This window comes from Bacillus thuringiensis, from assembly GCF_001182785.1.
Taxonomy (GTDB): Bacteria; Bacillota; Bacilli; order Bacillales; family Bacillaceae_G; genus Bacillus_A; species Bacillus_A thuringiensis_S.
In genome coordinates, this window is the sequence record NZ_CP012099.1 from 4971361 (window position 1) to 4983762 (window position 12402).

Consider the following 12402-nt stretch of genomic DNA (forward strand, 5'->3'; position numbering starts at 1 on the left):
TTTTATTTACTTATTAAAATGTTGTAAAATCGCTTCTACAATGCGCTCTGATGCACGACCATCACCGTAAGGGTTAGATGCTTTCGCCATCTTATCATGAGCTTCTTTATCTGATAACAACTCATCAGCAAGACCAAAGATTGTCTCTTCGTCTGTTCCTGCTAATTTCAGCGTACCTGCTTCAATACCTTCAGGGCGCTCTGTTGTATCACGAAGAACAAGAACTGGTACCCCAAGTGATGGAGCTTCTTCTTGTACACCACCAGAATCCGTTAACATTAAGTATGAACGAGCTGCAACATTGTGGAAATCAATTACATCTAGCGGCTCAATTAAATGAATACGATTATGTTCACCTAAAATTTCATTTGCTATTTCACGAACAACAGGGTTCATATGAACAGGGTACACAACTTGTACATCTTCATGCTTATCAACAAGACGCTTAATTGCACGGAACATATTACGCATAGGTTCACCTAAGTTTTCACGACGGTGAGCTGTCATAAGTACAAGACGATCATTTCCAAGTTTCTCTAGTACAGGATGACTATATGTTTCTTTTACAGTCGTTTGTAGCGCGTCAATCGCTGTATTTCCTGTGATGAAAATACGTGACTCATCTTTATTTTCCTTCTGTAAGTTCGTTGCTGATTTTGCTGTTGGTGAGAAATGAAGATCCGCCATTACACCTGTTAATTGACGATTCATCTCTTCTGGGTATGGAGAATACTTATCCCACGTGCGAAGTCCCGCCTCAACATGACCTACTGGAATTTGATTATAAAAAGCAGCTAAGCTTGCAATAAATGTTGTTGTTGTATCACCATGTACAAGTACAATATCCGGCTTCGCTTCTTTCATTACTTTATCCAAACCTTCTAAACCACGCGTTGTAACATCAATTAAAGTTTGGCGGTCTTTCATGATATTTAAATCGAAATCTGGCGTAATTCCAAAGATATTTAATACTTGATCTAACATTTGGCGATGCTGTGCTGTTACAGTTACAATCGATTCAATTTTTTCTGGTTGTTTTTGCAACTCTAATACAAGAGGTGCCATTTTAATTGCTTCTGGACGTGTCCCGAAAATTGTCATTACTTTTAAACGTTCAGTCATATGATTGCCTCTTTTCTTTCACTAATTACAGCTTCTATTATGACATATAAAAATATGCATGAGTACATCCCTTTTTAACGCATAATAGAAACATGTCTATTACAAATACTTTTTCTTCCAACCGAATAATAATCTATCTTTTGTTTCTTAACATCTTCATCAGTATAACAATTTCTCCCATCAAATAAAATAGGCTCTCTCATAAGTTGTACGTACTTTTCTAACGGATAAGCTTGAATAGCTTCCCATTCTGTTACGATAAAAACCGCACTCGCATCTCTAATCGATTCATCTATACATCTACTATATTGTATAGCATCTCCAAATATATTTTTCACATATTGAATTGCTTTTGGGTCGTACAGAACAATTTCTGCACCTATATTAAGCAATGCTTCTATTATAGTAAGAGATGATGCCTCTCTAATATCATCCGTATTCGGTTTAAATGACGCGCCAAGAACTGCAATCCGCTTTTTATTCATGTTCATAACTTTTTTCGCTTTTTCAATCAATAGCAGCTGTTGCTTATTATTTACTTCAATAACCGCTTTTAACAAACGAAAATCATGAGCAACATTTCCCGCAATTTGCACCAGCGCTTTCGTATCTTTTGGAAAACATGATCCCCCGTATCCAATACCTGCATTTAAAAAAGATGCACCAATCCTCTTATCCATTCCCATTCCTTTGGCAACATCCAATACATTTGCGCCTACCTTCTCACATATATTTGAAATTTCATTAATGAAACTAATCTTTGTAGCTAAAAAGGCATTCGACGCGTATTTAATCATCTCTGCACTTTTAATATCTGTAACATACGTTTCTAAGCATAATTTACTATACAAACTCTCTACTCTTCTTGCTACTTCCTCACTATCAGCTCCAATTACAATACGATCTCCATGAAAGAAATCATAAATACCTGAACCTTCACGCAAAAACTCTGGATTCGATACGATATGTACTGTATGCCTCCCTTTTAACTTCTCCTCAATCCATCCCTTCATTACATCATTTGTACCTACTGGAACTGTACTTTTCGTAACAACAATAATATCGTTCGTCGCATATAATCCAATATCGTTACAAGCACTCTGAATATACGTTAAATCCGCCGTCCCATCTAATAAAGATGGGGTTCCAACTGCAATAAATATAAACTCTACATCATCAAATGCCTCTTCTTTATTTGATGTAAAAGTTAAAGCATTATTCTCATATGCATGATTTATTAATTCATGTAATCTAACCTCATAAATAGGTAAATCCCCTTGTTTTATCCGTTCAATTTTTTCATCATCTATATCAAAACATGTAACTGAATGCCCCAACTTTGCCAATCCTACTCCTGTAATCAATCCAACATATCCAGTACCTATTATCGTAATTTTCATTTCCTTTTCGCACAGGAATTTACAATAGAAAAGATATGAAATACAGAATTCTCCCTGTGCTTCCCCCTCTCACATTAAAAATGAGAAAACCCTTTTCTTTCTTCATTATATGAATTACTTCCCTCATTCTTTTTAAAGTTTTTGTAAAATTAAATGCACTATAATATAAAGTGAAACTTTAATTAGTAGGAATGGGGCTACTAGTTGATGCGAGATAAATTCCCACATTTTAACATGAAACTTACTCATTTCTACGTGTAACACTTATAATACTGAACTAAAAGTATTCACTATCGAAGAAAAAGAGGAAATGTCATATTCCAAAGTCCAGTACGATTAACCTTCTCATATGATGCAACATTCTATATACAATTGTCATATATTCTATCCGCTTCCATTAACCGTAAAGAGAAAAAAAGATTGAATTCTAATCTTTTTGTGATACCATATGTTATGAGCCTGTAAATAAACATCATAATTTTCAGATAAATATATTTTCAAAAAAAAAATTACGTTAGAATATAAAGGGTGGGGTATTAATGGACTCACAAGTGATTTATGCCATTTTGGCATCTTTCATCACTGTACTCGTCGTTACTCCTTTAGTTATTAAATTAGCTTTTAAAATAGGAGCGACAGATAAGCCAAACGCACGTAAAGTGCACCAAAAAATTATGCCTCGTCTTGGCGGGTTAGCAATATTTATTGGTGTAGCTGTAGGATTTGTTGTCGGCGGCTTATATGAGCAAAGAATGTTATCGATAACACTAGGTGCAATTATCATTGTAATCATCGGAATTTTAGATGATATGTACGAGTTATCTGCGAAAGTAAAATTCGGTGGACAACTGTTAGTTGCCATTATGATTGTAAAAAGTGGATTATTAGTGCAAGTATTATATATCCCATTCCTTGGGGATACTGAACTTGGATGGCTTGCTTATCCAATTACAGTATTTTGGCTTGTAGGTATTACGAATGCAATCAACTTAATTGACGGCTTAGATGGATTATCTGCTGGTATTTCATCTATCGTACTTGCAACGCTAGCATATATGGCCTTCACTAGCCCATGGGGTACTGGAACAGCTATTATCTTGCCACTCGCATTAATTATATTAGCAAGTACAATTGGATTTTTATTCTTCAACTTCCATCCAGCAAAAATTTTCATGGGAGATACAGGAGCACTATTTTTAGGATACTGTATTTCTGTTATATCGTTACTTGGATTATACAAAAGTGTAACGTTATTCAGTTTTATCGTTCCAATTATCATTTTAGGTGTACCTATATTTGATACGATATTTGCAATCATCCGTCGTATCGTAAATAAAAAACCTATTTCAGCACCAGATAAATCGCATTTACATCACCGCTTACTTGCAATGGGATTCTCTCATCGTAAAACGGTACTAATTATATACGCATTCGGTATTTTCTTTAGTGTAAATGCCATTATTTTCACTAGTGCAACGTTATGGTTATCCATTATTCTTCTTTTCGCTTTGATTTTCTTCACAGAAATTATTGCTGAAATAATCGGGCTTGTACATGAACGTTACAAACCACTTATTTCCTTTTATAAAAAAGTGAAAAAACGCGAAGACTAATTGTAGTATAGCCTTTACCATTATGAAATATTCAAATAGCATCCTCTTTCTTACAAGAGGATGCTATTTTTTATTCCTTATTTTATATTTCCAAAATATAGATTGTTTGAGAGTTCCTCTATTGGAGAAAGATATACATAATAAGAAACGTATCAAGTTTTCTTTTTTACATCTTGATTGTCAAACTGAGGGTGAATGTTATGATCAAGCGAGTATTTCAATGTATTATTTTATTCTTAACAATTACTATGTACGCATCATCTAATACTGAAGCAACAACTGTTATTCCTGCTGAACATTATCCAAATACTGAAACGAACTCTCCTACACAAAAAATTGCGTACTTAACATTTGATGACGGGCCAAACAAATATACTACACAAATTTTAAACATCTTAAAAGAAAAGAACGGAAAAGCAACTTTCTTTGTTATTGGTGGAAAAGTACCACATTACAAAAAGACAATGCAACGATTGATTAAAGACGGACATTATATCGGACTTCACAGTATGTCACACGATGTAAAACGCCTTTACACTGGCGATCCATCTGCTTTAATTACAGAAATGGAACAAACACAAAACATTGTCCAGCAAGTTACAAAATTAAATACACATCTCGTTCGTGTCCCGTATGGTAGCATGCCTTACTTAAAAAAGAATTACCGTGATGCACTTGTATCAGCCCATTATAAAATGTGGGATTGGACAATCGATACATACGACTGGAAAAGCTATGACAATCCTTCTGCCATACTAGAAAGAGTACGTAATCAGAGCGATGAACAAATCGAAGTAATTTTAATGCATGATTCGAGTGTAACCGTACAAATACTGCCACAAGTAATTGATTACTTACAGTCACAAGGATACAAACTTCTTCCCTATAATCCATCTTCCCATCTCGAAGTAAACTTTTGGAAAGACACAAGATTGTAACAGCTTTAGTGCCTATATGCTAAAGCTGTTTTATTTTTCTCTTCCCACCCTTCCCATTTTTGTGTAAAATTTTAAATAGTGATGAAGTTTCGAGGTGAATAGAAATGAAACGAATAGATCTCATTTTTAATGCAATACAAGAAGGCAATTATACAGAAGGTGTAACCGCGTCAGAACTCGCTACATTTCTGCAACTAGATCGCGCTAATGTAAGTAGCGACTTAAACAAACTTGTAAAAGATAAACGTTTATTAAAAACAAATACGCGTCCTGTTCGTTTTTATATCGAAACGAACACTTCGTTGGAAACGCATTCAAAAGAAGTAACTTCATTAGATACATTTGCAATTGAAAATACGAGCCTTAAAATCGCAATTGAAAAAGCGAAAGCTTCTATTCTCTACCCTCCAAACGGTATGCATACTTTACTACTAGGAGAAACAGGGGTCGGAAAGTCTATGTTTGCTTCTTTAATGCACGAATATGCAATTGAAGTTGAACAGCTTCCCAAAAATGCACCATTTATTGTCTTTAACTGTGCTGATTACGCAAACAATCCACAACTACTACTCGGACAGTTATTTGGGATTAAAAAAGGGGCTTACACAGGTGCGAGTGATCAAAAAGGATTAATTGAAAAAGCTCATGAAGGGATTCTTTTCTTAGATGAAGTACATCGTCTGCCTCCAGAGGGACAAGAAATGCTCTTCACCTTTATTGACCGCGGAGTATACCGCCGCCTTGGAGAAACAGAAAACGAACGTAAAGCACAAGTATTAATCATTACTGCAACAACAGAAGAACCAAATTCATTTTTATTAAAAACATTTACAAGACGTATACCGATGACTGTTACGCTGCCACCACTTCGTGAGCGTACACATAAAGAGCGCTTTGCTTTACTACAGCTATTTTTCACAAATGAAGCAATTCGTCTGCGAAAAGAAATTCATGTTAGCCCAAATGCAATGCGTGCTTTCGTCTTTTATAATTGTCCCAATAACATCGGTCAATTAAAAACGGATGTACAAATCGCCTGTGCGAAAGCCTATTCTGACTTCGTGACAAAGAAACGTGATTCTGTCTATGTTTCAAGTACAGACTTACCTTGGTATATGAAAGAAGGGCTGTTCATTGAAAGAAAGAGCCGTCACTTATACCAAATACCAAATGAAACATTTGTATTTACAGGTGATGAAGGTTGGAGTAATCATAAAACAGAAGATGAAAAACGCTCTTCTATTTATGATTATATTGATTATAAATACGAAGAACTTCAAGCACGTGGTATTGAAGAGGAAGAATTAGAATTACTAATAGAAAATGATGTTCAAAGCTTTTTCGTACAATATTTTAACCAAATATCAAAAAAAACAAGCCATGAAAATGTTTTTAAAATTGTGGATCGTAATATCGTTTCCGTATGTGAAAAAATAGCGGAACTTGCTGAAAAGCATTTATCTAAGACATTTGATGAAAAAGTATTTCTCGCTTTAAGCTTACATGTACAGACAACTCTACAACGTTTACAAAGTGGAAAACAAATACATCACCCGCAATTAAATCAAATTCGTACGAAATATAAAGAAGCCTTTTCCGTCGCTATGCAAGGCATTCAACTACTGGAAGAAGAATTACAAATAACAATGCCTATTGATGAAGCTGGCTTTTTAACAATGTTCTTCGTTGTTGATCCAATTCCTGCCTCACAAACAGAAGTAAAAGTATTAATATTAGCACACGGTAATGGCATCGCAACTGAAATGGCAAACGTTGCAAACGAACTTCTCGGCATTGAGGAAGTAACCGGTATTGATATGCCGTTACACGAATCACCGAAAGATTTCTTAGAGCGTGTAAAAGTGTATATGAAAACACTACAAAATGTAAATGGGCTTCTCTTACTTGTTGATATGGGGTCACTTGCTTATATCGGTGACATATTAGAAACGGAGTTCAAAATTCCTGTACGTGTTCTCTCGATGACGAGCACACCACATGCACTAGAAGCAGCTCGAAAAGCTCAGCTCGGTTATTCATTAGATGCGCTATATGAAACAGTAAAAAATTTAACACCGTTTTACTTAAACGTACAAGAAGAAAAGAAAAAACCTCTCTCTCCAATGAAATCTGTTATTTTAACAGCTTGTTTAACTGGTGAAGGAAGTGCTTTAGCTATTCAAAAAATGTTAGAGAACTATTTACGATTTGATAAAGACTTAATTGAAATTATTCCGATTAGTATCGTCCATGAAAAAGATTTAACGAAAATGATCGAGAACATAAAAAAAGAGCGTAACATCATTTGTATCGTCACGAATTTCGATGTGCAAGTACCATGCTTAACATATCATTTCCAAGACATCGTAAACTACACAGCAATTCAGCCCATTCAAGAATTAATTACGTATGAAGAAACATATGCAAAAATGGCGGATATTCTTGAACAACAAATGCAGCGTAACGATGGGGCATTACTGATCAAAACAATTCGTTACGCATTAAATACAATCCAAGAATTAATTTCCTTACAGCTAACTCCTGATAGCTTAATGGGTGTTATTCTGCATATGAGCTGTATGGTTGACCGTCTTCAAAAAGGAGAAAGCCTTCTTCCTCATCCTGATAAAGAGAAAAGAAGACAAGATGAATACTGGATGTATATGAAAGTAAAAAAAGCATTGCAACCAATTGAAAATACATTTGAAATACAAATACCAGATGACGAAGTATTTTACGTTATGGACTTCTTTATTAAAAATCAACCTGTGAAAAATTAATCGAGGCAGTTTTTAAATATATCGACCGTCACGCAAGTTATATCAGCGATTATTGAAATATATCGGCGTAACTCAGATTATATCAGCGATTTTCAAAATATATCGATTTACCCACAATAATCGCTAAAACTAGCACCTTATATAATGAGAAAAGGCTGTTCCAACATATGGACAGCCTTTTCCTCTACTTCTTTACTTTTCTAACTCGCCCTCTTATTTCTCCTCTTTTTTGTGATTTCGTATGAACATTAACATATACATTTGCTTGAATAATTTCTTGAAGTAAATGTACAAATGATTTCCCTTGTAAAGGTCCCTCAAAATCCTCCACATTCACTACACCAGTAATACTTCCCTCGTTCAAGCTAATCCCTTGCTCCAGTGGACCATACAAATATAAAACAACAGGACCAATTTGAGTAGACTTTCCTAAATGAATTTGACACGATGTAACCTTTTCTATATTTTTTAGTATGACTCTGTAATGCAATTTCGTTAAATCATCACTAAAAATAAACTCTGCTACCCCAAAAGCTTCTGTATTTACAGGAGGCACTTCCCTCTTACCTGTTAACCTGGCAAAGAAATGTGTTGTCATAAGGCATTCTCCTTATATAAATTTCCCAGCACTACTTCTACTACTTTATGGTTTAGACATAATCATTTATGACTTTTTCAATTTTAATTACAAAGAAAAGATTCACAAAATCTTTACATTGAAATTGTTCCTTTAGATTTACAGTCTCTTGTATAATGCACATAGAAAAAACATTATGGGGGGTTCCATTGAAAACTAACAAATACACTTTTCAAATATTATTAGAGATTTTTCTCGTCTCATTTAAATTAGGACTTACTTCATTCGGCGGTCCTGTCGCTCATCTTGGTTATTTCCACCACGAATACGTGCAAAAAAGAAAATGGATGGATGAAAAAAGTTATGGAGACTTAGTAGCACTGTGTCAATTCCTTCCTGGACCCGCTAGCAGTCAAGTCGGTATGGGAGTTGGATTATTAAGGGGCGGGCTTTTAGGAGCAATTACCTCTTGGATTGGTTTCACCCTTCCATCTGTTCTCGTTTTAGTCTTTTTTGCTTCATTCCTTACTCAATTCGAAATTGGAAGTACAGGATGGATTCATGGACTCAAACTTGTAGCAGTCGCAATTGTCGCTCATGCAATATGGGGAATGGCGCAAAAGTTAACTCCAGATCGCAACCGTGCGACGATTGCGATTGTAACTACCGCAATCGCCTTATTATGGCCAAGTAGCTGGACGCAAGTGATCCTCATTATAATATGTGGCTTTATCGGCTGGTTTTTATATCGCAACCAACCAATTAGCCAATCTCAGCATATAAAAGTACCTATTTCAAAAAAGATAGCAGTTTCTTGTCTCGTCTTATTCTTTGGACTATTACTACTGCTACCAATATTAAGACCGTTCTCTTATTACATCGCTTTATTTGATAGTTTCTATCGCTCTGGCGCACTTGTATTTGGAGGAGGACACGTCGTGCTGCCCCTTCTTGAAGGTGAGTTTGTACAAAACGGCATGATGACGAAAGAACAGTTCCTAGCTGGATACGGATTAACACAAGCAGTACCAGGACCACTATTTACATTCGCCTCTTATATAGGAGCAGTGTTAAACGGGACGCTTGGGACAATACTCGCAACAATTGCGATTTTCCTCCCTGCTTTCTTACTCGTTATTGGTGTTTTACCATTTTGGAACAGCGTGAGAAAAATATCATTCATACAAGGCGCACTACTTGGAGTCAATGCCGCTGTTGTCGGTATTTTAATTGCCGCTTTTTACGATCCCATTTGGACGAGTACAGTTATAAATGCTTCAGATTTCGTTTTCGCTTCGCTTCTTTTTTGCTTACTAGCTTTTTGGAAAACACCACCTTGGGTTATCGTTATACTGGGAGCATTTGGCGGATATGCTCTATCCATTTTATAAATAAAAAACGACGGCATGATGTAGCCGTCGTTTTTCTATTAAAACTTCACAAGCTCTACTCCTTCTGGCAACTTGCTCTCTGTTAAAATACGCAATTCCTTCACACGATCCATTACGTAAGAAGAACGCTTCACAAGCTCTGGATCAATATAAGCTGGATGAACCATAATTTCTACCGTTTGTTCACCTTGTACTCTTTCTTTTAACTTCACAAAGTAATCTTCCGTCACACCATCCGCATAAAAGTCACTGTAAAACACATCAGAAAATGGATGCACCGCTCTATCTTCCTCACAACGACGAATCGGAACATTATATTTAGCCGCTAATCTCTCAAGAACATCATGTAAAATCGGTAAACCATGCACATGATGATGACTATCTAAATGAGTTGGTGTTAATCCGTAAGATAAAAACTTCTCAATTTGAGCAGTCCATTCTCTCTCAACTTCTTCTGGATTTATATTCCCTTCCCTTACAACACTTTGTTTATGAAACGATCCGTCGCTACCTACAAGTGATGGTACGTCTCCAAGAAGTGGTTCCCCTGCTGTTAATACGAGATGTACGCCTACTCCGAGTAGGTTGTGCTCTTTCGCTAAGCGTACCGCATGCTCTGTTCCTGGCATATTCATCATCATCGTCGTTGAATTTACAAGTCCATTTATATGCCCATCAATAATGCCGTAATTTGTACCCTCTGTAAGACCGAAATCATCTGCATTTACAATTAACTTAATCATCATAATACCTCCTAATAGAATAAAAAAAGCGGGCTAAATAGCGCCGCTTTTACTTCTCTACCTTTTTAAAGAACTGTGGAAGATACTCTTTATGTGCTTCCAACATTTCATCTAAAATTTGTTTTGCAACTTTATCTGATGGTACAAGTGGATTGATTGTCATAGCAAGCAGCGCCTTATGATAATCCCCTGTAACAGCAGCTTCAATTGTTGTGCGCTCGAATGATTTAATTTGTTGTACTAAACCGCGAACTGGTACTGGAAGATCTCCCACTGCAATTGGTTTTGGACCTTCTTTCGTAATAATACAGTTCACTTCAACAGCAGAATCATGTGGTAAGCTTGCAATTGTTCCGTTGTTTCGTGTATTAACAGGCTGGATATCACCTTTATTATTGTAAATAGACGTAATTAAACTACATGCTGCGTCACTATAATAAGCGCCGCCACGTTTTTCTAATTGTGGTGGTTTAATATCTAAGTTCGGGTCTTTATATAACTCGAATAAATCATTTTCTAATTGTTTTACTACTTCTGCACGTGTACCTTTTTCAACAGAAGCTTCTTTTTCTTCTTCTAACATTTCACGTGTTTTGTAGTAGTAACGATGGTATGGACAAGGAATCGCACGAAGTCCTCGAATAAAGTCTGGTTCCCAGTTAAGCGCTGCGATATTTTCCATCGTAATTTGCTTTTCTGGATCTGTTACAAGCTCTAACACACGGTCCATTACACTTACGCCATCTAAGTATACATCTAGTCCGTATACCATATGATTTAAACCTGCGAAATCAACGTGGACACGACTCGCATCTACTTCAAGTAATCTTGCAAGACCCATGCGGATTCCGATTGGAACGTTACATAGACCAACTACTCTTTGAATATTTGTATAACGAAGAACTGCCTCTGTTACCATACCAGCTGGATTTGCAAAGTTAATTAACCATGCATTTGGACAGAGCTCTTCCATGTCTTTACAAATATCTAGAATAACAGGAATCGTTCTCAACGCTTTGAATAAACCACCAGGACCATTTGTTTCCTGACCGATTACATCATATTTTAACGGGATTGCTTCATCTTTTGCACGTGCTTCTAATAAACCAACACGAAGTTGTGTTGTTACGAAGTCAGCATCTTTTAATGCCTCACGGCGATCAAGTGTTAAATGTATCTCAATTGGTAAACCTGATTTTTTCACCATACGTTTCGCTAAGTTACCAACGATTTCTAACTTTTCTTTTCCTGCCTCAATATCTACTAACCAAATTTCACGAACAGGAAGCTCATCATAACGTTTAATAAATCCTTCAATTAACTCTGGTGTATAACTAGATCCACCGCCGATTGTAGCAATTTTAATTCCAGTCATGCTTTATTCCCCTTTCGCTTCTAACTTTTTATAAAGGTCAATAAACTCTGCTGCTAATTCTTTCACTGTAATCGCATTCATTAAATGATCTTGTGCGTGAATTAAAAGAACACTAATCTCTGTTTTTTCTCCTCTTGCTTCTGATTGTATGAGCTCTGTTTGGAAATGATGCGCTTCATTAATCGCTTCTTTCGCCTTTGCCATTGCTTCATCAGCTTCTGCCATTTTCCCCTGTTTGGCAAATTGAAGTGCCTCCATCGCAAAGCTTCGTGCATTACCACTATTTAAAATTAATTGGAATGGAATTTGTTCTGCTGTAGTCATCATAATTACCGCCCTCTCTATAAGGTTCAACCGATTTAAATACCCCTTCAGTTTGAACATGTCTATTAAAGTATTAATTTATTAATGATAGTTTAGTGTTCATATAGATGTTTTTCATCTTTTTGAACATGATATAAAG

At 36.0% G+C, this 12402-nt stretch carries 10 protein-coding genes; 4 read left to right on the forward strand and 6 right to left on the reverse strand.

Features of this window, described 5'->3' with window-relative positions; all coding sequences use genetic code 11:
• Nucleotides 1-6: 6 nt before the first annotated feature.
• Together wecB and AC241_RS25780 are read right to left on the reverse strand one after the other, a co-directional pair.
• Entirely contained in the window at nucleotides 7-1122 is a 1116-nt protein-coding gene (gene wecB, locus AC241_RS25775; protein WP_043935821.1) for a non-hydrolyzing UDP-N-acetylglucosamine 2-epimerase, read from the reverse strand.
• Nucleotides 1123-1196: 74 nt separating this feature from the next.
• Complete coding sequence (locus AC241_RS25780) at nucleotides 1197-2522, reverse strand: UDP-glucose dehydrogenase family protein (RefSeq protein WP_050844719.1); 1326 nt, start codon at nucleotides 2520-2522, stop codon at nucleotides 1197-1199.
• A 539-nt stretch (nucleotides 2523-3061) separates the two neighbouring features.
• Here AC241_RS25780 and AC241_RS25785 point away from each other — a divergent pair.
• The 3 genes from AC241_RS25785 (at nucleotide 3062) to AC241_RS25795 (ending at nucleotide 7853) form a co-directional block, all read left to right on the forward strand.
• A complete protein-coding gene (locus tag AC241_RS25785; protein ID WP_000378306.1) occupies nucleotides 3062-4135 on the forward strand; it encodes a UDP-N-acetylglucosamine--undecaprenyl-phosphate N-acetylglucosaminephosphotransferase TagO in 1074 nt (357 codons plus the stop codon).
• A 200-nt stretch (nucleotides 4136-4335) separates the two neighbouring features.
• On the forward strand, nucleotides 4336-5073 hold the full coding sequence (locus AC241_RS25790) for a polysaccharide deacetylase family protein (RefSeq protein ID WP_050844720.1): 738 nt from the start codon (nucleotides 4336-4338) through the stop codon (nucleotides 5071-5073).
• A 104-nt stretch (nucleotides 5074-5177) separates the two neighbouring features.
• Complete coding sequence (locus AC241_RS25795; protein WP_016079723.1) at nucleotides 5178-7853, forward strand: sigma-54-dependent transcriptional regulator; 2676 nt, start codon at nucleotides 5178-5180, stop codon at nucleotides 7851-7853.
• A 184-nt stretch (nucleotides 7854-8037) separates the two neighbouring features.
• Here the strand turns inward: AC241_RS25795 and exsM are convergent, their stop codons facing one another.
• The gene (exsM, locus tag AC241_RS25800) at nucleotides 8038-8451 is read right to left on the reverse strand and encodes an exosporium regulatory protein ExsM (protein ID WP_000207046.1); all 414 of its coding nucleotides are present in this window, start codon (nucleotides 8449-8451) and stop codon (nucleotides 8038-8040) included.
• 188 nt (nucleotides 8452-8639) lie between these two features.
• On the opposite strand from exsM, the gene AC241_RS25805 reads away from it, so the two are divergent.
• Nucleotides 8640-9821, forward strand: a complete 1182-nt coding sequence (locus tag AC241_RS25805; protein ID WP_050844721.1) for a chromate transporter — start codon at nucleotides 8640-8642, stop codon at nucleotides 9819-9821.
• Between the two features lie 38 nt (nucleotides 9822-9859).
• Here AC241_RS25805 and chbG read toward each other — a convergent pair whose 3' ends face one another.
• From chbG to AC241_RS25820, 3 genes are read right to left on the reverse strand one after another with little or no spacing between them, the layout of a single operon-like run.
• The gene (gene chbG, locus AC241_RS25810; RefSeq protein ID WP_050844722.1) at nucleotides 9860-10564 is read right to left on the reverse strand and encodes a chitin disaccharide deacetylase; all 705 of its coding nucleotides are present in this window, start codon (nucleotides 10562-10564) and stop codon (nucleotides 9860-9862) included.
• A gap of 49 nt (nucleotides 10565-10613) precedes the next feature.
• A complete protein-coding gene (gene celF / locus AC241_RS25815; protein WP_000145741.1) occupies nucleotides 10614-11939 on the reverse strand; it encodes a 6-phospho-beta-glucosidase in 1326 nt (441 codons plus the stop codon).
• A 3-nt stretch (nucleotides 11940-11942) separates the two neighbouring features.
• Nucleotides 11943-12266 (reverse strand): PTS lactose/cellobiose transporter subunit IIA, encoded by a 324-nt coding sequence (locus tag AC241_RS25820; RefSeq protein WP_000989047.1) that lies wholly within the window; start codon nucleotides 12264-12266, stop codon nucleotides 11943-11945.
• Nucleotides 12267-12402: the final 136 nt, after the last annotated feature.

Bases quoted from the DNA above. Each gene is read 5' to 3' on its own strand.
- chbG (WP_050844722.1), bottom strand. From the start codon at position 10,564: ATGATTAAGTTAATTGTAAATGCAGATGATTTCGGTCTTACAGAGGGT.
- AC241_RS25820 (WP_000989047.1), bottom strand. From the start codon at position 12,266: ATGATGACTACAGCAGAACAAATTCCATTCCAATTAATTTTAAATAGT.
- AC241_RS25790 (WP_050844720.1), top strand. From the start codon at position 4,336: ATGATCAAGCGAGTATTTCAATGTATTATTTTATTCTTAACAATTACT.
- exsM (WP_000207046.1), bottom strand. From the start codon at position 8,451: ATGACAACACATTTCTTTGCCAGGTTAACAGGTAAGAGGGAAGTGCCT.
- celF (WP_000145741.1), bottom strand. From the start codon at position 11,939: ATGACTGGAATTAAAATTGCTACAATCGGCGGTGGATCTAGTTATACA.
- wecB (WP_043935821.1), bottom strand. From the start codon at position 1,122: ATGACTGAACGTTTAAAAGTAATGACAATTTTCGGGACACGTCCAGAA.
- AC241_RS25795 (WP_016079723.1), top strand. From the start codon at position 5,178: ATGAAACGAATAGATCTCATTTTTAATGCAATACAAGAAGGCAATTAT.
- AC241_RS25780 (WP_050844719.1), bottom strand. From the start codon at position 2,522: ATGAAAATTACGATAATAGGTACTGGATATGTTGGATTGATTACAGGA.
- AC241_RS25785 (WP_000378306.1), top strand. From the start codon at position 3,062: ATGGACTCACAAGTGATTTATGCCATTTTGGCATCTTTCATCACTGTA.